The following is a 23,644-nucleotide window of genomic DNA, read 5'->3' on the forward strand; positions in this document are numbered from 1 at the left end:
TTAATTAAATATAAAAAAAGAGAGTCATTTCTGGCTCTCTTTTTTGTTTATCTCATTTCAAAGGAATGGTTTCTCTCTGATTATGATTCTTTTTTTTCTTCCATTTCCACTTCATGTCGAAGCTGAGCTTTGTAAAGCGTGGCATAATATCCGTTCTTATCCAGAAGTTCAAGATGCTTCCCTTCTTCTACAATTTTACCATGCTCCATCACAATAATCTTGTCTGCTTTCTCAATGGTGGAAAGTCTGTGGGCAATAATAATGGAGGTCCTGTTTTTCGTAATTTTCTCTGTAGCTCTCTGAATCAGCTTTTCACTTTCATGATCAATGGAAGAGGTAGCTTCATCCAGAATTAAAATTTTCGGATCTGATAAATAAGCTCTCAGGAAAGACAGTAATTGTCTCTGACCTAAAGAAATTGAAGAACCTCTCTCACTCACTACATAATCGTATCCACCAGGAAGCTGTTCAATAAACTGATCTACTTCAATTTCTCTGGCACCCGCTTTTATTTTATCCAGTGTTATACTATCATCCCCGAAGGCAAGGTTTTCAAAAATACTTCCGTGGAAAAGGAATACATCCTGCAGCACCACGCCGATATGACTTCTGAGATTATAAAGCTCGTAATCTTTTAAATCCACATCATCAATCAGAATATTTCCGGAGTTGATATCATATAATCTTGTAATCAGGCTGATAATGGTAGATTTTCCTGCTCCTGTTGCTCCTACAATCGCTACGGTTTCTCCCGGATTTACTTTAAAATCAATTCCTTTCAGTACTTCCTGTTTTTCATCATATGCAAAGTGTACTTTCCGGAATTCAATTTTTCCGGCAAAATGATCTTTCTTCACGGTTCCGTTATTCGGCATTGAGTTTTCTTCATCCATTAATCCCAGCACTCTTTCCGCTCCTACAATTCCTCGCTGAATATTATTAAAGCGGTCTGCAATCTGTCTCAAAGGACGGATCAGCATTGAAATATACTGGATAAATGCAATCACGACTCCCGCACTGATGGTAATATAGCCTCCATAGAAAAGAATAAATCCTATGAATAATGAAGAAATAAGTTCCACCACAGGGAAGAACAGTGAGAAAATAAATACAGTTCTCAGCAATGCTCCCTTCAGCGTAATATTGATATCATCAAATTTCTTAAACTCAGATTCCTGTCTGTTGAATACCTGAATAATAGACATTCCTGCCAGTCTTTCCTGAACAAAAGAGTTTTGATTGGCTGTCCAGTTTCTCTCATCCCCGAAAGCTTTTTTCAGCCTTTTCTGGAAGAATCTTGTAATAACCACCATTAAAGGCAATATTGCCAGGGTAATATAACTCAGGTGAACATTGGTGCTGAACATCATCACCAGCACAAACAGAATTCTCAGGATATCACCGAATACCATCAGGAAACCATCTGTATATACGGTCGCAATGGTTTCCACATCTCCTACAGCCCGCGTTACCAGCTGTCCGATGGGTGTTTTATCAAAAAATGAAGTTTTAAAATAGATCAGTTTAGCATACAATCGCTCTCTGATATCCCTGATCACATTCTGTGAGATAAAATTTGAAAAATAAACCAGGAAAAAGTTTAAAACCGTTTCAGCAAATACCAATCCTACAAGAATATAGATATGCTTCATCATCAAAGCTTTGTCATGCAGCTTTGTAATATCATTATCCACCACCTGCATGGTAAGATAAGGCCTGTAGGTGGAAACGATGGAAAGGAATATGGAAATGATAAGGGTAAGGATGAACCAAGAACGAAATTTCATTCCGATAAAGAACAGCCTCTTTATAATTCCCCAGGTATCTTGTTTTTTCATTGTACGAATCGAAAGAAAGAATTAAAATAAAATTCTATGCAAAAATAAGACATTATAACCGGACTGCCTTTACAACTTTTGCAAATCGTCATAGAAAATATCAGATACCTACCATTTACAATATGAATATATTAAGCATCATTTTGTATCCAATCCGCTACATATTCTGCTTTGTTTCCTGGTTTCTGACTGCTGAAATAGAAACGATATGTCACTTACTGATCAATAGTCTTCCCAATCTCTTCAATTTCGATGGTCTTTGCAGGTCTTTCTTTTATAAATTTATTTTCAAGGAATTTATAAACTCCCCAAACCGCAACAATAGAGATGAGCCAGCCAACGATATTCACTGCTGAAAATCCTGTATAATTGACATTTTCTGCGGATTCAGGATCTGTTAATCCCATATACATACCATAACCGAAGCCTAACAAAAGCTGGGTTCCCAGATAAATACCGATAGCCAAAACACCGTATTGCCACTTTGTTTTTCCAAACCTTTCTGCTAATTGTGCATAATACCGGTAAGCGCCGATAAGAATAAAAATTGATAACATGATTATTATTTTGTTTTTAAGTTTTATTTAAAATTCATATCCCACATCTACAAGATACAACCCGTGTCCCGGAGCTGAAGTTCCCGCAGCGTTACGGTTTTTGTCTTCAATCACTTTACGGAGATCTTCAGGCTTCAGTTTTCCGGTTCCTATTTCTACCATCGTTCCGACAATCGCGCGAACCATATTTCTCAAAAAACGATTGGCAGAAACCGTGAACTTCAGCTCTGAACCATTCTGCTCCCATACTGCTTTGTAGATTTTACAGATATTGGTTTTGTTGTCGGTTTTTAACTTGGCAAAACTGGTGAAATCTTCATATTCAAAAAGAATTTTACAGGCTTCATTCATAGCATTAATATCCAGTGATCTTTTCCAGTGCTGCCATGCAGATTCCTGTGTGAATGGATTTTTTTCCAGGGAAATATAATATTCGTAGGTTCTGTACGTCGCATCAAAACGGGCGTGAAAATCATCTTTTACCGGAAAAATCCTTTTAATGGAAATATCGGGCGGAAGAAAACTGTTCAGCCTTCTTGTAAGCTGATCATCCAACTCTTTTTCCGTGTCAAAATGGGCAAATATTTTTTTAGCATGAACTCCTGTATCCGTTCTTCCTGCTCCTGTAGTTTTTATCTCTTCGCGCAAAATGATAGACAGCGCTTTTTCCAGCTCTTCCTGTACAGAAATAGCATCCGGCTGTATCTGGTAGCCGAAATAATTCTTTCCGTTGTAAGAAAATTCAATAAAGTATCTCAATGTATTGTAATAACTCCACAAAAATACTTTAATTTAACGAAATATTTGTTGAAAAGTCTTCGAGAATATTACATCAATGCTTATTAAAATTCCTATTTTTGCAATCGTATGAAAAGATGGTACCTTTATCCTTTTTCCCTTGGTTATCATTTGGTAACGGGTATCCGGAACACAATGTATGATCTGGGAGTTTTTAAGTCGACGAAATTCAAAACACCGATAATCAATGTCGGGAATCTTTCTGTGGGCGGAAGCGGAAAGTCACCAATGGTGATGTATCTTGCTCAGTTCCTGTCCAAACATTACAGAACCGGAGTGCTTTCACGGGGTTACGGAAGGCTTACAAAAGGCTATGAAGTAACCAATTACGACAGCAACTACAAAATGGTGGGTGATGAAGCGATGCAGCTTTTTGAGCGTTTTAAAAACCGTTTTGTCATTGCCGTTTCCGAAGAACGTGTTCCCGGTGCCAAAAAGGTGATCGATGATATGGATCTTGAAGTTCTTGTACTGGATGATGCCATGCAGCACAGAGCTATCAAGGCGGGATTCAATATTCTGATGACCGATTTCAGTGATCCTTTTTTCAAGGATTATCTTCTTCCTGCGGGGGATCTGAGAGAATCAAGAGCAGGATATAAAAGGGCTGACATCATCATGGTCAGCAAATGTCCTGATGAGCTGACAGAGGAAACAAAAAGGTATTACATTTCAAGAATACGACCTTCTTACGGACAGAAAGTATTCTTTTCATCCATCGGTTATGACGAAAATGTATACGGAAAAGATAAAATGCTTCCGGATAACAACCTGAATTATTATGATATTTTGCTGATCACCGGAATTGCGAACCCTAAACCGCTTCTGGAACATCTGGCAAAATTCTCAAAAAGGGTAAAACATTTAAAATTCAGAGATCATCATAATTTCACGGATGATGATATTAAAAAAATCCTTGCCGAGTATAAAAAATTAGGGGAATATAAACTGATATTAACCACAGAAAAAGACTATGTGCGTCTGAAAACTTTTGACTATCTTAGAGAAATTGTTTACTACTGGCCTATCAATGTATTGATTGATAAGAAAGAAGAATTCAATCAAATCATCTTAGATTATGTTAGAAAAAATTAAAGAAACTGCAGATTTTATCAGAAACAGGATTCAGGAAACCCCTGATTTTGCAGTGGTTTTAGGATCCGGACTGGGAAAATTACAGAATGAAGTAGAACAGATCCATGTTTTAGAGTACAAAGATATTCCTCATTTTCCGCAAACTACAGTGCCCGGACATACCGGAAAACTGATTTACGGAATCCTGGAAGGAAAAAAAGTACTGATGATGAGCGGACGTTTCCATTATTATGAAGGACATTCGATGGAAACGGTAACATTCCCGGTGAGAGTTTTCAATCTGCTGGGTATTCAAAATCTTATTCTTTCCAATGCCTGCGGTGGTGTAAACCCGGCTTACAGCGTTGCAGATATTGTCATCCTGAAAGATCATATCAACATGATGCCCGAACATCCTTTACGGGGAAAAAATATCGATGAGCTCGGACCTCGTTTTGTAGATATGAGCGAACCTTATAACAAAAAAATGATTGCCACAGCGGAACAGGCAGCTGCAAATCATCATATTAAAATTCATCAGGGAGTTTATGTGGCACTACAAGGACCAACCTTTGAAACCCCGGCCGAATATGGCATGATTAAAGCTATTGGTGGGGATATGGTAGGAATGAGCACCGTTCCCGAAGTTATAGTTGCCAGACATATGGGAATGGATGTTTTCTGTATTTCCGTGATCACAGACCTTGGCGGACCGGATGTAGCTTTTGCCGTTTCCCACGAAGAAGTTCTGAATGCTGCCAATAAAGCAATGCCCAATGTAATTGCCGTTGTCAAAGGCCTGATTAAAAACTATCAGTAAAAATAACCTAATACTGCAACTGAAGACGTAATATTCCCATCCTCTTGAGGGGTAGCAAAAACTCAAAGAATTTTTGTCGGGGTGGTTTTCACACTCTCACTCTCCTATTCCATAGAATCCATCAATATTATAAATTTTTCCTAATTCACCGGAAATCAGTTTCAGATTCCAATTCATTGTTTAGATTTGTACCCATGAAATTGTACGAAATGAAAAAGCTGATATTAATTTTTATGATGGGTATTTTTGGAATAAGTTATTCACAAAAAGCACCAGCTGTCCTTAAAACAGGATTTTCAAAAGAAGCTTTACAGCAGAAGCTGGAAGATGAAGAAGGGAAAACCGTTACCATACAACAGATTCTGGATCAGCATAAAGGAAAAGTTTTAGTCATTGATTTTTGGGCAGGATGGTGCAGAGACTGCTTAAATGCGCTGCCAAAAGCGAAGGAATTAGAAGAACATAATAAGAATATTGATTTTGTATTTCTGTCATTAGACCGTTCAAAAGAAGGGTTTGAAAAAAGTATGGAAAGATTTGATATGAAAGATAAAGAAAATTATTGGTTTTCCACAGGCTGGAAAAATGATTTCAATAATTATGTAGATCTTAACTGGATCCCGAGATATATGGTGATTGATCAGAAATCTTCCATTGCAAAATATTACGCAATATCTCCCGAAGATCCTGAACTTCAGCAAACCATCGACAAGCTTTTACAATAGTTATCCTTAACTTTAACAACATAAAAACTCATTGGAAATTTTAATTTTCAATGAGTTTTAAAATTTTATTTATATAACACCATGATCACAAGAGAAGCCACAGAACAGGATTTAGAAATCCTTTTAAAATTTGAACAGGGAGTTGTTACTGCCGAAAGACCTTTCAACAGTACATTGATTGAAGGAGAGATTCATTATTATGATTTAAAACATTTAATACAATCTCCGCTGGCAACCGTAATTGTTGCTGAAGAGAATCATGAAATCATTGCTTCAGGATATGCCCTGATCAAAAAAGCAGAGAAAGATTATTATCAGTTTAAAGAATATGCTTATCTGGGATTTATGTACGTAAAACCTGAGCACAGGGGAAAAGGAATCAATAAAGTGATTACCGATGAACTCATTTCCTGGTCAAAATCAAGGGGAATGACTGAGGTAAGGCTGGACGTATATGCTCAGAATGAATCTGCCATAAAAGCTTATGAAAAAGCAGGATTTGAACCTCATCTTCTCACCATGAGACTGAAGGCTTAAAAAGGATGGAAGCAGGAAGATGGAAGTAGTTTATGTCCTAGGAATAATCTATGATTTTTTTTAATTAATTTTAAACAAATAGGTTATAACTTCCCATATCTACCACATTAATCTCAAACTTCCCTGCTACAAAAAAATTTACCGTCAATAAAGGAATCCATATCTTTGTATATGGATTTTTCTTTGCCTCTTCGTAAAATTATTCATGTGGACATGGATGCATTCTATGCTTCTGTGGAGCAGCATGATAATCCTACGTTGAAAGGTAAGCCCATAGCCGTAGGAGGACAACACCGTGGTGTAGTGGCAGCCGCAAGCTATGAAGCCAGAAAATATGGTGTCCGATCTGCCATGCCCAGTAAAACAGCCAAAGAAAAATGCCCTCAGCTTATTTTTGTTCCTCCCCGCTTTGCCCGATATAAAGAAATCTCGAAAAAGATCCGGGAAATTTTTTACGAGTATACCGATCTGGTAGAGCCGCTGTCTCTGGATGAAGCCTATCTGGATGTCACCGAAAATAAAAAAGGAATGGAATCTGCCAACCTCATCGCCAAAGAAATCCGTCAGAAAATCTTTGAACAGACCGGATTAACAGCTTCTGCGGGAATTTCAGTGAATAAGTTTCTGGCTAAAGTTGCTTCTGACATCAATAAACCTAATGGCCAGAAAACCATTCATCCTGATAAAATGGAACAATTCCTTGAAGAATTGCCCGTAGAAAAATTTTATGGGGTTGGAAAGGTTACGGCTAACAAAATGTTTAGTTTAGGAATTTATAAAGGAAAAGATTTAAAAAAGAGATCACTTGAAGATCTGATAAGGCTTTTTGGAAAATCCGGCCAGCATTATTATAATGTGGTTCGCGGAATTCATACATCCGAAGTGAAACCTCACCGGATTCAGAAAAGTGTAGCCGTAGAAAGGACTTTTTTTGAGGATCTTCTTGATGAACAGCAGATTAACGAAAAGCTGGAAAGCCTGGCTGAAGAAATTCATCAGAGATTACAGAAAAATAATATTCTCGGAAGAACTTTAACATTAAAAATAAAATATAAAGATTTCTCTCTTTTTACAAGAAGCATTACAAAAGAAGATTATTTCTCGTCACCGGAACAGTACTATAACACCGGAAAAAAACTATGGGAACTCCGGCCTTTTGATAAAGCTGTCCGGCTGCTTGGGTTATCTCTTTCCCACCTGAATACGGAAGAAAAGAAACAGGTTTCCGTTCAACTAAAAATCCCGTTTGAGGAATTTGAAAATGAATAGGTCATATTTTTTTGCTATCTTGTATCAATCAAATCAGCAAATTTATGAACCCAACCATGATTCAGTTTTTTCACTGGTATTCTGAAGGAGACGGAAAGTTGTGGAAAGAAGCCGAAAAACAGGCAAAATATCTGGCAAAACTTGGAATTACTTCTGTATGGTTCCCTCCAGCCTATAAAGGAACAAACGGCGGCTACTCGATTGGTTATGATGCCTATGATCTGTATGATCTCGGAGAATTTGACCAGAAGGGAACTATTCCTACCAAATACGGCACTAAAAACGATTATATAAAAGCTATTAAAGCCTTAAAGAAACAAAACATACAAGTCATTGTAGATATTGTTCTGGGACATAAAGCCGGAGGTGATGAGCTTGAAAAATTTAAAGTTGTAAAAGTAGATGAGGAAAACAGGGAAAAAGTGATTTCTGATGTCATCGAAATAGAATCTTATACGAAATTTACCTTTCCCGGAAGAGGAAAAAAATATTCTGATTTTGAATGGAACTTCACCTGCTTCAGCGGTGTAGATTATGCCGAGGGTATGGACTCTCATATCTTTAAAATCCAATCTGAATATGGAAATGACTGGGAGGAAATGATTGATGATGAAAAAGGAAATTATGATTACCTGATGTATAATGACATCGAACACCGGAATCCTTTTGTACGGGAAGAACTCAACCATTGGGCAAAGTGGTATTTTGACCAGACAGATTTTGACGGCGTGAGACTGGATGCTTTAAAGCACATTTCATTTGATTTCTACAAAGAATGGCTCACTCTGCTTCGTTCCAATTCCGGGAAAAATATTTTTGCCGTAGGCGAATACTGGGCTCCGGGATATCTACATTTACTTCAAAAGTATATTGAAGTGACAGAAGGCTGCATGAGCCTTTTTGACAGTTCATTACAGAATAACTTTCATACAGCATCACGGGAAGGCGCTTCGTATGATCTCAGAAGAATTTTTGATGAAACCCTTACCCAGGCAGATCCCCTACATTCGGTAAGTTTGGTAGCCAATCATGATACGCAGCCTTTACAGGATCTTGAAGCTCCTGTAGAGCCATGGTTCAAGCCACTTGCCTATGCTCTTATTTTATTGAGAAAAGACGGTTATCCATGTGTTTTCTATCCGGATCTTTATGGTGCTCATTATACGGATAAGGACAGAGAGGGCAACGATCAGGAAATATTCATGCCTAAAATTGATGGAATTGAAGAACTATTAAAAGCCAGAAAAGAACATGCCTATGGTGACCAGCATGATTATTTTGAAGATGCCAACTGTCTCGGCTGGGTTCGTACAGGAGATGAGCAACATAGTGGATGCGCAGTCGTTTTAAGTAATAAAGATGCTTATAACAAACCTATGGAAGTAGGAAAACTTTATGCCGGAAAGAAGTTTAAAGACCTGCTGAAAAGATTCGAAGAAAAAGTAATTATTGATGAAAACGGATGGGGAAATTTCTCTGTTCCCGCTGGAAATGTGAGTGTCTGGATTCCGGAGTAAAATTAATTTAACAGAAACCCTTGTCAAGGTTTGGAACCTTGACAAGGGTCTTTAAGATTTAGCAGTAAATATATCTGCAATTCCAAACATCTATAGCCCATTCACAACAATACCCTTCTTCGTTGGAAGTACAACATACCCTGTCTCTGTTGATATCTCCGGCTTTTAAACTTTTTAATTCCTGACGGTTCAGTTTTCTTACTTTGAAGTCTCTGTTCGTTTTCATAATTATTATTTTTTATGGTTTAGATAATAAATATACATTAAAAATTATAATTATGAATAAACATTCAACACTAACTACTTGATTTAGCATATATAATTTCATTATTAAAGATAAATATTGAGAATATGATGAACCACCCCGTCAAAAATTTTTCGAATTTTTGCCACCCCTCCAAAGGATGGGAATGTTTACGTCTTCAGTTGGATTTCGGTTAAGATTAGAGATTTCCTAAAGTTGGATTTATTATTACATCTTTCGCAGTTCCAGGATTTCCGGTCTTTCTGAGGTATCAGCTATTTTTCCGGTTCTGGCAAATTCTGCCCAAAGTGCCCGTAATTTTACACCATTCTCATGAATACGGCTCCAGGGAATATCTTTCAGCAGTTCGGAAGATTTCCAGGCAGCTTCGTTGCCAAAAATCAATGGGAGATCTATACAATGTGGTGCTCCAATGTGATTATCTTTTAATTTTGAATGAATCCTGAAGAGATAGACATTTCCACCGGCTTCAGCCAAGTTACTCGCAAACTGTCTTGCCGGATTTCCGTAGATAAGCGCAGTCGTTTTTTCAACTGTTTTATCCATGAGTTTTAAACCCAATCCTTTTCCAAAGTATTTATTTAAAGCCTCTGAAGTTTTAAGATAAAAAGCAGTTTCATCATTATTTAAGCCAATCAGAACATCATATTTCTGAGCGCTTTTTTTCCACATTTTCACGGATTCTTCTTCTTTACACAAAGGAAAATATCCGTATTGAGTACCAAAAGGCATTGCTGCTTTCAAACCATATTTTATTACAGAGGGTACCAATATTTTATATTCGTCCATCATTTTTAAAACGTCGGTTTCATCTTTCAAAAATTCTGTTTTTTTCAGAAATTCTGCCGACATTTTTTGTCTTTTATGGCGTAATCCCAGGGGAGCACTCTGAATAATCACACGCTGGAATAAGCCTTCCACACCTTCTGATATCATTAAATGGGCAATAGCATCGCCTCCTGAAGACTGTCCGAGAAGGGTAATATTATTTTCATCGCCTCCCAGATCAGCTATATTGTTTTTAATCCACTTTAGTGCTTCGATGATATCCAACAGTCCTAAATTGGCAGGTCTTTTTTTATCTCCCCCTAAAAAACCAAATAATCCCAGACGATATGAAACACTCACAACGATAATATGCTGTTCTTTTACCCATTCGGCAGGATCGGCTGTAGCCAGATCTCCACAGCCTATTTCATGGGAACCTCCATGAATCCAAACGACAACAGGGAGATTTTCATTTTCAGAAATAACTTCGGGACAGGTTATGGAAAGATATTGGGTAGATTCATCTGCTTCAAAACTTTCAACAGGTGTCGCTCCGATCATTTTTTCAACAAGCGGACTTAAAGCCTGCGGGCACACCGGAGTCTTTTCCGGAGATATAATGATTGATGATAGAGAGGATTCTACAGCGACTGGTTTTTTAAATCTTTCAGAATGGGCATAACGGATACTTCTGGCTCTGATAATTCCATTTTCTTTTAAGGCTAAAATTTTTCCGAAACGAGTCTCGAAAATAGTGGTATTCTGCTGATTGGGTGTCATCTTTACAATGGTGAAAACTTTTCTCTTTAAATTTAATTATTTAAACCTAAATATCACAAATGCAGGTACAAATATTCACAAACCATTATTGTGTTATTCGTGAAAAAAAATAGTGTTATCCGTTTTGAAAAAGACTAGTTCAGGATTTTATATTCGCTGGGAGAAACTCCTACTTTGGTTTTAAAAAGTCTTGTAAAATGCTGGGGATATTTAAATCCTAAATCATAAGAAATTTCACTTATTGTTTTTGTCTGATCCAGAATCTGTTCTTTGGCTATATCAATCAGTTTATTGTGGATAAACTCCTGAGCTGAGATTCCCAGTTCTTTTTTGATCAGATCTCCGAAATAATTGGCAGATAAATTCAGCTTTTCTGCAAAATAATTGACCATTGGAAAACCTATATTTTTGGGATTTTCAGATTTTAAATAATCATCCACCAGATTTTCAAATTTCCCGATGACTCCCTGATTGATATGGTCTCTTGTAATAAACTGGCGGTCATAAAAACGCATACAGTAGTTCAGAAAAAGCTCAATATTATTAACAATTAAAGATTTGCTGTGTTTATCAATAGACTGCTCCAGTTCCAGTTTAATATTTTTAAAACAATCCAGCACTACTTCCCTTTCTTTTTCTGAGAGATGAAGCGCTTCATGCACATCATAAGAGAAGAAGGAATAGTCTTTCATATTCTTCCCTAAGTTGGTTCCTTTAATTAAATCCGGATGAAAAATAAGGGCAAAACCTGCAGGCTGGATAAATTTGTCATTATTATAAATTCCGTACGTCTGCCCGGGAGCAATAAAAACTAAAGTTCCTTCCTGATAATCATAGCTGTGTTTCCCATATTGCATGTCTCCGCACATTACATCTTTCAGAAAAACGGTATAAAACCCGAATTTTCTCTGGTGCTGGCAGATAGGATCGGATTTGGAAAAATCAATAATACTCACCAGCGGATGCAGGGTTTCATGATTGGCCATTTTATTGTATTCCGAAACACTGTTGTAGATTTCAACCTCCTGATTTTCCATGAAGTACATTTTTATTACTATTCAAAATTACCACTTTCATTTGTAACTGAAATAGTGCCTGTAAAATTGGTAAGTAATTCGGTAATCTGTATAAGTTGGGTTTAAATGAAACTTTCGACTTTTGTACCGTTATGGATTCTACTCCGAACGGCAGGTTTACTTATTGACAACAGATTATAATGCAACGGGTACCATAACATATAAATGATCCTAAATAAACTAAAATATAAAAAAAATGAGTACAATCACAGTAAAAGCTTATGGCGCTGAGTCTACCACGGCAGATCTGAAAGAAATGAATATTGAAAGAAGAGAAGTCACCTCAAAAGATGTAGAAATTGAAATTCTATACTGCGGAGTATGCCACTCTGACCTTCATACCGCAAGAAATGACTGGGGCGGATCTTTATATCCTGTAGTTCCGGGGCATGAAATTGTAGGAAGAATTACAAAAGTGGGAAGTGAAGTTTCCAAATTTAAAGTTGGAGATCTGGCAGGTGTAGGATGTATTGTAGATTCTTGTGGACACTGCGACAGCTGTCAGCATGATCTTGAACAATATTGCCTGAATGGCTTCACCGGAACTTACAACGGAAAGGATAAACATCTGGGAGGTCATACTTTTGGAGGATATTCTCAAAAAGTGGTAGTGGATTCTCACCACGTTTTAAAAGTGCCTGAAAATCTTGATCTGGCAGCCGTAGCTCCTCTTCTTTGTGCAGGTATTACCACCTGGTCACCTTTAAAACACTGGAATGTAGGTCCTGGTTCTAAAGTGGCAGTTGTAGGGTTGGGAGGTCTTGGTCACATGGCCATTAAACTGGCAAAAGGACTGGGAGCTGAAGTTACTTTATTCTCCAGAACTCCGGGGAAAACTGAAGATGCAAAACAATTGGGTGCTGATCATGTTGTGATTTCTACAGACGATGCACAAATGGATTCTGTAAAAGGAAAATTCGATGTGATTATTGATACAGTTCCTTATGTACATGACGTTAATCCGTATGTGGCTACTTTAAATATCAATGGAACTCATGTTCTAGTAGGATATCTTGGAGGTTTAGAGCCTATTCTGAATACAGTTCCTATGATTATGGGAAGAAAATCGGTGGCTGGTTCGGTAATCGGTGGTATTGCGGAAACTCAGGAATTGCTGGATTTCTGTGGAGAGCACAATATCGTTTCGGAAATTGAAATGATCAAAATGCAGGAAATCAACGAAGCGTATGAAAGAATGCTGAAAAGTGATGTAAGATACCGTTTCGTTATTGATATGCAGTCTTTATAATTCTTTGATAGAATAGTAACAAAACAGGCTCTTCGGATTGAAAAGCCTGTTTTTATTTTTTCAGGTTTTGGCTGAAAGCATTCTGATCCTGAGTCGTTATATATCTGTTTCCTTCAGCACATTTATTATCATTTCTTTCCATATCCTGAAATGCCCAGGCTGCCATCGCATCAATAACAGGAGCCAGTTCATTCCCTGCGTCGCTCAGTTTATAGGTGACATGTGGTGGTATTACCGGTTTTGCCGTTCTGATAATCAATCCGTCTGCTTCCAGCTGTTTCAAATGCTGGATGAGCATTTTTTCTGTTACGGCCGGAATTGCTTTTTTCAATTCACTGTATCTTTTTTCTCCTGTGGAAAGATTGAACAGGATAATAGGTTTCCAGAATCCCCCGATTCTTTCCATAACATACATTACAGGACAATCCTGTACCGTCTTTCTGTTTTCCTGGATAGTTGAACTTTCTTTGATGGCTGTCATAGTTACATACTTTAGGGTAAGTACTTGTATAAAAGTAAGTACAAATATAACTTTGTTCTCAGAAATAAAAAAATATTCACATATGAAAATTATAATCACAGGATCATTAGGAAATGTAGCTAAGCCATTAGCCCAACAGTTAATTGCAGAAGGGCACGATATTACAGTAGTAAGCAGCAGCGAGGCTAGAAAACAGGATATTGAATCGATGGGTGCAACGCCAGCCATAGGATCTATCACAGACGTTAACTTTTTAACTCAGACTTTTGAAGGGGCTGATGCTGTTTTTGTAATGACCCCTCCGGCTATCAGTCCGGATAAGATCGTGGAAAACACAACCAATGCAGGAAAAAATTATGCTGAAGCTTTGAAAAATGCCCAAGTGAAAAGAGCAGTAATGCTAAGCAGTGTAGGAGCAGAATCGCCGGTAGAAAATGGCCCTATCGCCGGTCTTCACAATATTGAAAAAATATATAATGAAGCAGAGAACACTTCTTTTACTTTTTTAAGAGCCGGATACTTTTACAATAACTTTTTCAATGATATTCCTTTGATTCAAAATGCAGGAATCATTGGAGCAAATTATCCTGCAAGTATTGAAGTACCAGTTGTACATCCAACTGATATTGCGAAAGCGGCTGCCGAAGAACTGGTAAACGACGGAAATACCAATACTATCAGATATATTGTAAGCGATATAAGAAAAGCCTCTGATTTTGCTAAAGTTTTGGGTTCTGCTGTTAATAAGCCGGAACTTCCATGGGTAGAGTTCTCTGATGAAGATTCTTTAAACGGAATGCTGCAGGCAGGATTACCTGAAGATATGGCTAAGCTATATGTTGAAATGGGAAGAGGAATAAGAACCGGTGTTGTGCAGAAAGATTTTATTGATCATGGTTCCCCGGTTACAGGAAGTGTTAAATTGGAAGATTTTGCCAAAGAATTTGCTTCTCAATTGTAATTTCTTTTGTCTTGAAATCGAAGATTCGACGTAGTCAAACAAAAGAAATTACAGTTCAAGACTGGAATTAAAATGCTAAAAATAATTTTTGCTCTCTAAAAATTCTAAACTCGCGCGGATTCACTATTAATTTAGTATCGAATTTAATTCCCGCGCTTCAAACAGTAGAATTTTCTTAACGTTCACAAAACTTATTTTTTTAACGCTTTTAATTCCTAAGTCAATTTATAAAACAAGATTCGGCGCACCTTTGGTGCGCCGAATCTTGTTTTATACTATTATATTTTAATCTTTAAAAATTATTTCTTCTCTTTCAGGGCCTCTTTTAAAACTTTCAGTTTCCCGTCAATAGGCTGATCAATTTTTAATCCTAAAACCTCAGCGACCAATGGATAGACATTGATGTTCGCAAATTCGCTGATCACCATATTGTTTTTAAATTCCGGTCCCCAGGCAAAGAAAACCGCTTTCATTTCCGGTACCACTTTAGGGTTATAACCGTGTTTTCCAACAGATGTTTTCTTACCTTTTTCCAGAAATATTTTTGGGGCTTTAGGAATCAGAAGAATCTGTCCTATTCTGTTATACTGGTCGTCTCTTGTTGCAAAGTGAAGGTATCTGGGAAGTTTTTTATCAAGATATACTTCGTAATCATTCGTTTTATTAGCCTTCAGTTCTTTGTAAACTGCTTTTACCTCATCCGGATTTTTAACATAAACTCTCAACAAAGTCTGGGAATTATAAAAATCAAATCTGTTTTTATCAAAAAGAAGAGCAGGAATTTCCAAAGGTGTACCGCCGTCTACTTTAATCATCCCATGATCGGAAACAAAAACAAAGTTGACATTTTTTAATCCTAAGCCATTTACTTTCTGAACAAGATCACCAATAGCCTGATCTATGAGATGAACAGCTGTTTCCGTTTCTTTGGCATCAGGACCAAAATGATGCCCGCTTCCATCTACTTCCGGGAAGTACAATGAAATAAAATGAGGTCTTTTATCTTCAGGCAGTTTCAGCCAGTTTACCACTTTTTCTACCTTTTCGGAAGGCGTGAACTTTTCGTGATATGGATAATAATAAGTAGGTCTCATCCCTCCTGCATCACTGGCAGATCCTACCCACATTAAAGAAGCCGACACCATTCCCTGTTTTTCAGCAAGCCCCCAAAGCGGAGTTCCTCCATACCAGCTTCCGTCCTCAGCATTTTTCTTATTGCTCATCGCATATCCTTCTTTTCTCTTATAATCATAGAAAAAATTATCAATCAGACCATGATGGGAAGGATAAAGCCCGGTGATAAGACTCCAGTGGTTGGGGAAAGTAATGCTTGGATAGCTTGGAATCATTGCTTCAGCCTTTACACCGCCATTAGCCAGTTTTAAAAGGTTTTCAGCATTATATTTCTGAGCATAATCATAACGGAAACCATCCGTTGATATCATGATCACATAAGGTTTCGACTGTGCTTCAGTATTATTTTGCCTTCCCGGTATCACAACCTGGGCAGTATCAAGACTGGTTTGCTGGGCAAAAGCCGTAAAGGAAATGAGCAGCAGTAAAAAATGGATTCCTCGCTTCATTAATTTAAAATTTTCGGCAAAGTTACATCCTATCCTTCTCCCTGAAAAGTTTAAGAGATTAAAAGTATATTAAAACCTCTTATTTTGTTTGAATCAAAATTAATCGCTGTTTAAATAGGCCTTTTCATTTCAAATTGTGACAGCCAGTTGTTCAGTCCTATTTTTTCACTAAGAAACTTTCCCGTACTTTCTGAAGAATCATCCACATTGTTTAACGCTATCGCCTGCCCGTTATTTTTTTCTCTTATAGCATTAAAGAGCTTTGTACCAATTCCCCTATTTCTGTAATTCTTATCTACAGCAAACTGATATATTTTTTTCGATGCAGGGCCATAAACAATATATCCGACGAGCTTTTCCCCTTCATAAGCCCCTAAAGTCACATAATTTTCAGGCATCGGTTCCAATACGTAAACAGATCCCTGCCATGAAGGTTCAATATCCCAGAATGAACATAGCAACTCCCATTGAAATTCTTTCAAATCTTTAATAGAAACCTCAGCATTTTCTTTTCCTTGTTTAATATTTCCATTAAAGCAAAGCAGTCTTCTGACAATTGTAAAACCTAAATTTTCATAAGCCCTGATAGCAGGCTGATTCCCTTCGATAACTTCAAGCAGTAAGGTATTGGCATTTCTATCCTTTAAAACAGGAATAATAAAATCATACATTTTTCTCACCAATCCTTTGCCTCTGCTTTCCGGAACTACTCCTGTACCGCCATTGTAAATAATTTTCTCCCCGTTTTCAATTTTTTCGGACTGAAGGATAAAGCCAACCAATTTCCCCTCTTCAAATGCTCCGGCAGACAAACTCAGATCTAATTTTTCTGCTGCAATTTTTGAAACAAGCACTTCTTTTGTCAAGTGAAAAGGAACAACATAATCAGAAAATGAGTAATTGAATACGGATAAAAGTTCATCTATTGTGATATCTGCTAAGGTTTTGAATTCCATAGGGCTCGTAAAAATTATAAGGTCAAAAAATTTTCCTTTATTAAGAATCAGGATATATACAAATATATAAATTTTAAAGGAATCTCCCTGAAATCGGGACTTTAAGAAAAAATGACACCCCTGAAAAATCAGAGGTATTCATTATTAAATATTGAGGTGTGTTTTTTCTGAAAAATTATTCTTTGATCAGTTTTTCATAAGATGTACTTCCATCTTTAAGCTGAATTTCAAGATAATAACTTCCTGATTTCAGATTTTCAACACTGATGCTTTCTCCATCCGGTTTTACTGACAGCACTTTTCTGCCTGTTGCTTCGTAGATATCAACGGATTTTATTTTGTCAGAATTTTTGAAATTAACGGTTGATTTTGCCGGATTAGGGTATAGATTTACCTTATTGCTATTGGCTGCAATTTCACTGGTAGATAAAGTAGCAGCTGTCATCGTCAATGTAGCATATCCTCTTCCTGCATCATGATATCCTAAAGAAGTTCCTCCACTTTTACGGGAATAGAAAATATTGATGGTTCCAGCAGCATTAGCAATGACAAAATCTCCTGCTCCACCTGTAAGTGACCTTGTTGCCACTACAGTTCTTGTAGATCCGGATACGGTGTTCGAAGTTTCTGTCCAGTCCTGAGATGCATCAGCTGAAGGTGTGTTGGGAACTCCGCTAAAAGAATAGTCTCTGTTGGCAGAAGCGTTATAAATAAAACCATCTGCACCGACTGCCATTCCTGTAGTTCCAAAACCAATTCCCATCATAGAGTTGCTGTCACCTGTTACCGTAATCGTTACTCCAGAGGGAGTCGTATCTAATTTCACCGTCATGGAAGTTGCCGGTAAATTTACCGTTCCAGACGAAAACTGTGCCAATGCAAAATTGGCAAGAAGCACGCTTAGCGTTAGTAGAGTTTTTTTCATATCAATTTTTTAAAAGATTAATAATTTCCTTGTTATTGGTTTGTAATGCATATTCGAAAGGGGTCATTCCCATTGAATCTTTCTTTGTTTTATCTGCTTTATATTTCAGCAGCTGTTCTACCAGATCTTTATTTCCGGATTTTACAGCCCAGAATAAAGGAGTGTATCCTGTTTCATCTGCAATATTGGGATCTGCTTTTTTCTTAAGCAGATGTTCTACAAGGTCTTTGTTGTATTTAATCGCCAGACCTGCCAATGCCGTTCCTTCACGGCTTTTGTAATTGACATCTTTTACATTTTCAATCAGAAAATCGGCAACGTCTGTATTTCCTCTGTAACAGGCCAGAATAAGGGGTGAAAATCCGTGTTCATTGGTCTGATTGATCACATCCGGGTTTTGTTTCATCAGTTCCTGTACTTCAGCAACCGTTCCGCTTCTGGCAATATCAAATATTGATTTCGCTTTTTCCTGGGCAGATAACAATGAACCCAGGAACAGTCCCAATACTAAGATTATATTTTTCATTGCTTTACCATTACATAGTTATATTCGATGTTGACATTTTCAGCCACTTTCTTGGTTACCATTTTCGGAATGGTCACCTTATAATCTACCGGTCTGGCTACAAACCCACCCTGCATATAGATTTTGCCGTCTTTTGCATATAATGTGGCAGAAGAAGTAACAGCCTTGTCCACACCATGAAAATTAAGCGTTCCCTGAACGGTATATTTCTGAGGACTTGTGGTAAGCTTTGTTTTATCAAAGTTGACAATTTTCCCTTTGAAAGTGGTTTTCGGATATTTTGCAGATTCAGCATAGCTTTCATTGAAATGCTCTTCCATTAATTTTGTTTTAAAATGAAAGTTTTTAACGGTTGAAACAGATGCCATTTCACCGTTATCTGCATTCAGAATCACAATATTATTATCATCCTGGGCAAAGATATCGTCAAACAGAGGTACTGATGCTTCAAAAGTTACTTTTCCAGTTTTAGAGCTATATTTCTGTGCCGAAGCGTAACCCGCAGAGAGTAGTAACACGCTTAATAATGCTAATTTTTTCATAATCATTTATTTTAATTTTCATGTAATCCGTCAGCTTTCCATTTGATGAAAATATTAATCTGAGCGGCAGATAATGAACCTCCCTGAGGCATTTTCCCGGGATCGCCATTAGGCCTTTGGATACGGTCTAAAATTCCGTCAATATTATTTTTCACCTGATCATAAGTAACCAGCGGTTTAAAACTTCCCGCAGAATGACAGCCTATACAGCTGTTATCCACAATGGGTTTTACATCTGCTGTATATTTTACAGGTGCCGTGATAGGTGTATTATCAGAAATCTCTTCGTAAGTTCTGCTGTCACAAGCCGTCATTATCATTGCTGACGACAATATCAATAAGGATGTTAGCTTTTTCATATTAAAAAACTCTGTAAAGATTAAACCCAAAGAAAATATGTCCCTTTCCCCATGCTCCTGTGGCATTGGTAAGATATCCGATATCAGAATTAATCTGGGAGTTTGTCAGTAAAAGCTGGAACACGTGTCCTCCGGTTTCTATATCTACCCCTAATGACAATGGGTTTTTATAAAAACTGTGATCGTCAAAATTCACAAAGTATTCTGCATTCACAGAAACCCGTTTTGAAATTTTATAGCGTCCTCCCAACCCTGCCAGAAACTGGTTTTTGTTTTCAATGGTAGGTTCGTAAAGGTTTTTATGAACAAAGGAAGGCGTAAGCTGTACGGAAAGCTTATCACTGAATCTTCTTGAGATCAATGCCTGGCTAAGATAAGAAAGCCTGTCACTGAAGGTAAGGTGAGGATAAGTGTCCTTATCCAGTTCAGTATTGGCTCCCATTACGTTATACCCCACAATATCCACCGGGAAGTTTTCACTTTGTTTTACCAGTCTGTATTTCACGGCTCCTTCAAATGTTTTCATATTGGTTTCCCTGGAGAGGCTTACAGATACTGCGTCTGAAATACCATAGATAACACCTAGTTTGGTGGAAGCATGATCAAGACCGAAAAAGTCTTTAAATCCAGCGCTTATATCACCAAATCTATGAGCAACGATAATGTACCATTCTTTTTTGGCTGCCAGTTTTGTAGATTGTCCTGTTACAATCTGAAGAGCCTTGAAGGCGGGTTGTGAGGTTTCTGTATTGGTTTTAACCGTGTCAATATCTTTCAGCAGATCTTCCTGTGCAAAGGCAAGACCTGAAGAAAACATTGACAAAAATAAGAGAGTTTTTGTCATATACAATTTGAATTAAATTATGATATGACAAACTTATTGAGTTCTCAATTCAAAAACAGGTGATAAAAGTCACCACTCAAATTGTTTTTATCAATAATAGAAATAAGCTTTTCAAACAATTGAAATTAGACCGTCCTAACATTTTCATTTATAGGAACTTTTATTCCTTCTTTAGTCTGAACAATTTCACCCTCGCTTTCAATTTTTTTCAGAACTCTGCTCACAACTTCTCTGGAAGTCCCCAAACTGTTGGCAATTTCACGATGGGTGATCTTAATAGGATTGTTTCCCTTAGACGAAATCTGTTGTTTGATATAATTGAGAACCCTTTTATCCAGTTTATGGAAAACAGCATCATTCACCATATTCATCACTTCTGAAAATCTTCGGTCATATTCATGGTAAAACAGCTTATTGATTTCCGGAAACCTGATAAGCCATTCGTGCATGACAGAAACAGGAATAAGAATCGCTTTCGAATCTTCTTCTGCAATGGCATATACCCTGCTGATATAATCTGTCAGAATGGATGAAAAGGTCATGAGACAGCTATCTTTCGGTTTGATATAATAGTAGATCAGTTCTCTTCCGTCATTAAGGGTAAAGACTTTGATAGAGCCTTTTATGAGGAAAGGGACAAATTTATTCTTCTGCCCTTCTCTTATGATTTCTGTTTTTGCTTTTATATCAACAGCAACAGCATGTTTTTCAAGCTCAGATAAAAATTCGGCACCTAAAAAGCCAAATTTACTTACAGCGAACGAGTTATCAATCATATCTTATATTTTCTGCTTTTTCTTAAACAAAGATATAAAATTGATGTATGCTTACTACATATTTTCATCTCATTAAAGAAAATTAACAATTAGATAAATCCAATATGAATTTCATTGATGTATATAATTCAATAAAAAACCACAGTCATAAACTGTGGCATTTTTATTTTGCTGTAAAAAAGAGATCTATGAATATAAAAGTATATTTAAAATCTGTATTTCACATTGAATCCGTAAAAGAAATAGGCTTTTCCAGGTCCCGGATTGAGATCAGTTGGAACTGTGTAGTTACTTCCTTTATCTGAATCGTTGATACTATTTCCTAAGAATAAAAATGTATAATTAATCTGACTGGTAAGATTATTAGCCATCACATACAGATCGAGATCCAGTTTATTGAATGACTTTTTAAACCCTAATTTTGAATTAAGCAATCCGAAACCTTTTACCAGATTGGAATTGTTAAAGTCAGAATAAACATTTCCGAGATAATTATAGGTATTCACCAGATAAAATCCCGGTTTGGTAAAGATATCCAATCCTACAGCATATTTATTTCTGGGAACTCCTACTACAGTTTTATGGTCATATACCATTAGTTTCCCTATAGTCTTCCCTGTAACAGGGTCTTGATATTTGGGATCATAGATTGAAAAATCTTTATATTTTGTATCGTAATAAGAAAGATTGACAAAGGGAACAATCCTCTCAATAAATGAGTTTTCAGTTCTGTACTGATATCCTATACTAAACTCAAGGCCTGTATTTTTCTGAGTTCCGGTATTAGCCCAATACGTTTGTCCACTTGTATTACCTGGTAAAAGCAGCTGTGTAAGTTTATCGGAATAGTCGATTCTGAATACTGAAATACGGTAATCCAGTTTTGTATTCAGTAAAAGGCCATGAACACTGAAGTCCAGCATTCTTGCACGTTCAGGTTTTAAATCATCATTTACAGTGTTGGTGGCAGTTATAAACGAAGAAGCTGCAGTGGGTGAATTATATCCTTCACTATAGCTTAGATTAAAGATCTGGTGTTTCCATTCTTTTTGCAAGGCAAAGTGAGGAGTATAGGCCATGTCATATTTCTTATTGAAAGACTGGTCCTTACGCCCAACTACCAATCCTGGCAAAGCAAAAAGGTCTTTCCTGTCATAGTTGGTTCTGTTACCGCTTATTCCTGCTAATAATGTAAGTCCCCAGGGCTTATACGTCAGATAATCGATCACAAAATAGGTGGATTGATTATTATTATACTTAAAATAAGATGCTCCGGACATTCCTGTGGTCAGTAATGGTTGTGATGGATTAGTTCCGTCAAAGCGATAGCTGGAAGTTGTAGAAGCAGAATTTTGTATCTCTGCTCCAAAATCCAGCCGGTTTTCAAAGTCTTTACATTCATTTTTCAAAGTAAAAGTAGAACGCAGCCCTACATTCGGGGAACTTGTCACTCCATATGCTCCGGCGGAAACACTTTCCGTGTTTGCGTTATAATAAAACAGAGTGGTATAATTTCTTAAATTTGAAGTGAGGCTTACGGTATTACTTAATCCTACTCTTGTTGATTTTATTTTTGTTCCGGCATTTTTACTTATATAAGCTGCATTTCCATTATCAATCCCCGCATAGTAATTGTCATATGAAATCTGTCCTGAAGTGTGTTCGTATGAATAAGCCTGACTTGCAAGGAAACTTAACTGATCTTTTTTGCTTAATTTCACTGTACCATTGACATTGAAAAAGTTTTTTAATCCACCTCCATTGGGTCTGTAACCATCCGTTTCAAGATGTCCATATGCAGCATTTACAGAGTAGTTTTCATCTGCAGCATTCAGCTGTGTTCTGGATTGAAAGGTTTTAAAAGCACCCAACATTACATCTTCCGAAACTGAAATTCCTTTTGTAAAATCCGGTCTTGTATAAAAACGGACCGCTCCGCCTGTTCCACCTCCATACATGGTGGCTGCCGGACCTTTAATAACTTCTACATTATTGACATAAGCAAAATCCATATCATCCAGAACAGTGATTCCTTCTGCTGTAGTTAACGGTATATTATTCCAGTATGCTTTCACTCCCCAGTTGTTGAATTTCTGGTCATTTCCATATCCCCGGACAACAAGTCTCTGCCCTCCAAAATTGGTTCTTTTATCGACCTGCAGTCCCGCCATGGTGGATAAAGTCTGATCTATTGCTGCCGGATTATTTCTGTTAAGGTCTTCCTCAGAAAGAGTTTCTACTGACTGTCCGTGTCTTTTAAATTCCGCACGTTCCTGTTTTATTTTTTTTCTTCCCAGGATATTAACTTCATCAATTGTCCCCTCCTGATTTTGCTGAGCATGCACTATAATGCAGCCTAACACCGCTGCCATGCATATATATTTTTTCATTATTCAAAATTTGTGTTACCATTAATAT

At 37.1% G+C, this 23,644-nt stretch carries 24 protein-coding genes; 8 read left to right on the forward strand and 16 right to left on the reverse strand.

Annotated elements, in window-relative coordinates; translation table 11 throughout:
• Positions 1–80: 80 nt before the first annotated feature.
• The 3 genes from AC5YGI_RS21325 to truA form a co-directional block, all read right to left on the reverse strand.
• Positions 81–1,838 carry an ABC transporter ATP-binding protein gene (locus tag AC5YGI_RS21325; protein WP_330743418.1) on the reverse strand — a complete coding sequence of 586 codons (1,758 nt, stop codon included), beginning with the start codon at positions 1,836–1,838 and terminating at the stop codon, positions 81–83.
• Positions 1,839–2,053: 215 nt separating this feature from the next.
• Entirely contained in the window at positions 2,054–2,395 is a 342-nt protein-coding gene (locus AC5YGI_RS21330; RefSeq protein WP_110008194.1) for a hypothetical protein, read from the reverse strand.
• A 27-nt stretch (positions 2,396–2,422) separates the two neighbouring features.
• A complete protein-coding gene (truA, locus tag AC5YGI_RS21335) occupies positions 2,423–3,154 on the reverse strand; it encodes a tRNA pseudouridine(38-40) synthase TruA (protein WP_330743420.1) in 732 nt (243 codons plus the stop codon).
• 108 nt (positions 3,155–3,262) lie between these two features.
• On the opposite strand from truA, the gene lpxK reads away from it, so the two are divergent.
• From lpxK to AC5YGI_RS21365, 6 genes are all read left to right on the forward strand, one after another.
• Positions 3,263–4,288: a tetraacyldisaccharide 4'-kinase gene (gene lpxK / locus AC5YGI_RS21340; RefSeq protein WP_110008196.1), complete on the forward strand. Its 1,026-nt coding sequence runs from the start codon at positions 3,263–3,265 to the stop codon at positions 4,286–4,288.
• Positions 4,272–5,087 carry a purine-nucleoside phosphorylase gene (locus tag AC5YGI_RS21345; protein ID WP_330743422.1) on the forward strand — a complete coding sequence of 272 codons (816 nt, stop codon included), beginning with the start codon at positions 4,272–4,274 and terminating at the stop codon, positions 5,085–5,087. Before lpxK ends, AC5YGI_RS21345 begins: the two co-directional genes overlap by 17 nt.
• Positions 5,088–5,296: 209 nt before the next feature.
• On the forward strand, positions 5,297–5,812 hold the full coding sequence (locus AC5YGI_RS21350; RefSeq protein WP_110008320.1) for a TlpA family protein disulfide reductase: 516 nt from the start codon (positions 5,297–5,299) through the stop codon (positions 5,810–5,812).
• Between the two features lie 81 nt (positions 5,813–5,893).
• Positions 5,894–6,349 (forward strand): GNAT family N-acetyltransferase, encoded by a 456-nt coding sequence (locus AC5YGI_RS21355; protein ID WP_330743426.1) that lies wholly within the window; start codon positions 5,894–5,896, stop codon positions 6,347–6,349.
• 171 nt (positions 6,350–6,520) lie between these two features.
• Entirely contained in the window at positions 6,521–7,618 is a 1,098-nt protein-coding gene (dinB, locus tag AC5YGI_RS21360; RefSeq protein WP_227943201.1) for a DNA polymerase IV, read from the forward strand.
• 44 nt (positions 7,619–7,662) lie between these two features.
• Positions 7,663–9,135, forward strand: coding sequence for an alpha-amylase (locus AC5YGI_RS21365; RefSeq protein ID WP_330743428.1), 1,473 nt, complete (start codon positions 7,663–7,665; stop codon positions 9,133–9,135).
• A 58-nt stretch (positions 9,136–9,193) separates the two neighbouring features.
• On the opposite strand, the gene AC5YGI_RS21370 is transcribed toward AC5YGI_RS21365, so the two are convergent.
• From AC5YGI_RS21370 to AC5YGI_RS21380, 3 genes are all read right to left on the reverse strand, one after another.
• Positions 9,194–9,361, reverse strand: a complete 168-nt coding sequence (locus tag AC5YGI_RS21370) for a hypothetical protein (protein WP_171006304.1) — start codon at positions 9,359–9,361, stop codon at positions 9,194–9,196.
• Between the two features lie 246 nt (positions 9,362–9,607).
• Entirely contained in the window at positions 9,608–10,948 is a 1,341-nt protein-coding gene (locus tag AC5YGI_RS21375) for a carboxylesterase family protein (RefSeq protein WP_330743433.1), read from the reverse strand.
• Between the two features lie 134 nt (positions 10,949–11,082).
• A complete protein-coding gene (locus AC5YGI_RS21380) occupies positions 11,083–11,985 on the reverse strand; it encodes a helix-turn-helix domain-containing protein (RefSeq protein WP_330743435.1) in 903 nt (300 codons plus the stop codon).
• A gap of 235 nt (positions 11,986–12,220) precedes the next feature.
• On the opposite strand from AC5YGI_RS21380, the gene AC5YGI_RS21385 reads away from it, so the two are divergent.
• Positions 12,221–13,273: an NAD(P)-dependent alcohol dehydrogenase gene (locus AC5YGI_RS21385; RefSeq protein ID WP_330743437.1), complete on the forward strand. Its 1,053-nt coding sequence runs from the start codon at positions 12,221–12,223 to the stop codon at positions 13,271–13,273.
• A gap of 52 nt (positions 13,274–13,325) precedes the next feature.
• Here the strand turns inward: AC5YGI_RS21385 and AC5YGI_RS21390 are convergent, their stop codons facing one another.
• A complete protein-coding gene (locus AC5YGI_RS21390; protein WP_496169747.1) occupies positions 13,326–13,754 on the reverse strand; it encodes a winged helix-turn-helix transcriptional regulator in 429 nt (142 codons plus the stop codon).
• 82 nt (positions 13,755–13,836) lie between these two features.
• Here AC5YGI_RS21390 and AC5YGI_RS21395 point away from each other — a divergent pair, with 82 nt between their 5' ends.
• Entirely contained in the window at positions 13,837–14,715 is an 879-nt protein-coding gene (locus AC5YGI_RS21395; RefSeq protein WP_446104838.1) for an NAD(P)H-binding protein, read from the forward strand.
• 299 nt (positions 14,716–15,014) lie between these two features.
• On the opposite strand, the gene AC5YGI_RS21400 is transcribed toward AC5YGI_RS21395, so the two are convergent.
• The 9 genes from AC5YGI_RS21400 to AC5YGI_RS21440 form a co-directional block, all read right to left on the reverse strand.
• Entirely contained in the window at positions 15,015–16,298 is a 1,284-nt protein-coding gene (locus AC5YGI_RS21400) for an alkaline phosphatase family protein (protein ID WP_496169750.1), read from the reverse strand.
• 110 nt (positions 16,299–16,408) lie between these two features.
• On the reverse strand, positions 16,409–17,254 hold the full coding sequence (locus tag AC5YGI_RS21405) for a GNAT family N-acetyltransferase (protein WP_496169752.1): 846 nt from the start codon (positions 17,252–17,254) through the stop codon (positions 16,409–16,411).
• 175 nt (positions 17,255–17,429) lie between these two features.
• Positions 17,430–18,179, reverse strand: coding sequence for a DOMON domain-containing protein (locus tag AC5YGI_RS21410; RefSeq protein WP_496169754.1), 750 nt, complete (start codon positions 18,177–18,179; stop codon positions 17,430–17,432).
• Position 18,180: 1 nt separating this feature from the next.
• Positions 18,181–18,705 (reverse strand): ankyrin repeat domain-containing protein, encoded by a 525-nt coding sequence (locus AC5YGI_RS21415; protein ID WP_446104834.1) that lies wholly within the window; start codon positions 18,703–18,705, stop codon positions 18,181–18,183.
• Positions 18,702–19,247 (reverse strand): YceI family protein, encoded by a 546-nt coding sequence (locus AC5YGI_RS21420; RefSeq protein WP_110008322.1) that lies wholly within the window; start codon positions 19,245–19,247, stop codon positions 18,702–18,704. Before AC5YGI_RS21420 ends, AC5YGI_RS21415 begins: the two co-directional genes overlap by 4 nt.
• An 11-nt stretch (positions 19,248–19,258) precedes the next feature.
• Positions 19,259–19,606 carry a hypothetical protein gene (locus AC5YGI_RS21425; RefSeq protein WP_446104833.1) on the reverse strand — a complete coding sequence of 116 codons (348 nt, stop codon included), beginning with the start codon at positions 19,604–19,606 and terminating at the stop codon, positions 19,259–19,261.
• A 1-nt stretch (position 19,607) separates the two neighbouring features.
• Complete coding sequence (locus AC5YGI_RS21430) at positions 19,608–20,450, reverse strand: DUF5777 family beta-barrel protein (RefSeq protein WP_330743455.1); 843 nt, start codon at positions 20,448–20,450, stop codon at positions 19,608–19,610.
• 125 nt (positions 20,451–20,575) lie between these two features.
• Positions 20,576–21,226, reverse strand: a complete 651-nt coding sequence (locus AC5YGI_RS21435) for a Crp/Fnr family transcriptional regulator (protein ID WP_496169757.1) — start codon at positions 21,224–21,226, stop codon at positions 20,576–20,578.
• Between the two features lie 206 nt (positions 21,227–21,432).
• Positions 21,433–23,616, reverse strand: coding sequence for a TonB-dependent receptor (locus AC5YGI_RS21440; RefSeq protein ID WP_496169759.1), 2,184 nt, complete (start codon positions 23,614–23,616; stop codon positions 21,433–21,435).
• Positions 23,617–23,644: the final 28 nt, after the last annotated feature.

It is taken from the genome of Chryseobacterium sp. CS3K3.1 (genome assembly GCF_059515165.1).

Coding starts and splice junctions, on each gene's coding strand:
- AC5YGI_RS21325 (WP_330743418.1), bottom strand. CDS start 1,838: ATGAAAAAACAAGATACCTGGGGAATTATAAAGAGGCTGTTCTTTATC.
- AC5YGI_RS21330 (WP_110008194.1), bottom strand. CDS start 2,395: ATGTTATCAATTTTTATTCTTATCGGCGCTTACCGGTATTATGCACAA.
- lpxK (WP_110008196.1), top strand. CDS start 3,263: ATGAAAAGATGGTACCTTTATCCTTTTTCCCTTGGTTATCATTTGGTA.
- AC5YGI_RS21345 (WP_330743422.1), top strand. CDS start 4,272: ATGTTAGAAAAAATTAAAGAAACTGCAGATTTTATCAGAAACAGGATT.
- AC5YGI_RS21350 (WP_110008320.1), top strand. CDS start 5,297: ATGAAAAAGCTGATATTAATTTTTATGATGGGTATTTTTGGAATAAGT.
- AC5YGI_RS21355 (WP_330743426.1), top strand. CDS start 5,894: ATGATCACAAGAGAAGCCACAGAACAGGATTTAGAAATCCTTTTAAAA.
- dinB (WP_227943201.1), top strand. CDS start 6,521: ATGGATTTTTCTTTGCCTCTTCGTAAAATTATTCATGTGGACATGGAT.
- AC5YGI_RS21365 (WP_330743428.1), top strand. CDS start 7,663: ATGAACCCAACCATGATTCAGTTTTTTCACTGGTATTCTGAAGGAGAC.
- AC5YGI_RS21370 (WP_171006304.1), bottom strand. CDS start 9,361: ATGAAAACGAACAGAGACTTCAAAGTAAGAAAACTGAACCGTCAGGAA.
- AC5YGI_RS21375 (WP_330743433.1), bottom strand. CDS start 10,948: ATGACACCCAATCAGCAGAATACCACTATTTTCGAGACTCGTTTCGGA.
- AC5YGI_RS21380 (WP_330743435.1), bottom strand. CDS start 11,985: ATGGAAAATCAGGAGGTTGAAATCTACAACAGTGTTTCGGAATACAAT.
- AC5YGI_RS21385 (WP_330743437.1), top strand. CDS start 12,221: ATGAGTACAATCACAGTAAAAGCTTATGGCGCTGAGTCTACCACGGCA.
- AC5YGI_RS21390 (WP_496169747.1), bottom strand. CDS start 13,754: ATGACAGCCATCAAAGAAAGTTCAACTATCCAGGAAAACAGAAAGACG.
- AC5YGI_RS21395 (WP_446104838.1), top strand. CDS start 13,837: ATGAAAATTATAATCACAGGATCATTAGGAAATGTAGCTAAGCCATTA.
- AC5YGI_RS21400 (WP_496169750.1), bottom strand. CDS start 16,298: ATGAAGCGAGGAATCCATTTTTTACTGCTGCTCATTTCCTTTACGGCT.
- AC5YGI_RS21405 (WP_496169752.1), bottom strand. CDS start 17,254: ATGGAATTCAAAACCTTAGCAGATATCACAATAGATGAACTTTTATCC.
- AC5YGI_RS21410 (WP_496169754.1), bottom strand. CDS start 18,179: ATGAAAAAAACTCTACTAACGCTAAGCGTGCTTCTTGCCAATTTTGCA.
- AC5YGI_RS21415 (WP_446104834.1), bottom strand. CDS start 18,705: ATGAAAAATATAATCTTAGTATTGGGACTGTTCCTGGGTTCATTGTTA.
- AC5YGI_RS21420 (WP_110008322.1), bottom strand. CDS start 19,247: ATGAAAAAATTAGCATTATTAAGCGTGTTACTACTCTCTGCGGGTTAC.
- AC5YGI_RS21425 (WP_446104833.1), bottom strand. CDS start 19,606: ATGAAAAAGCTAACATCCTTATTGATATTGTCGTCAGCAATGATAATG.
- AC5YGI_RS21430 (WP_330743455.1), bottom strand. CDS start 20,450: ATGACAAAAACTCTCTTATTTTTGTCAATGTTTTCTTCAGGTCTTGCC.
- AC5YGI_RS21435 (WP_496169757.1), bottom strand. CDS start 21,226: ATGATTGATAACTCGTTCGCTGTAAGTAAATTTGGCTTTTTAGGTGCC.
- AC5YGI_RS21440 (WP_496169759.1), bottom strand. CDS start 23,616: ATGAAAAAATATATATGCATGGCAGCGGTGTTAGGCTGCATTATAGTG.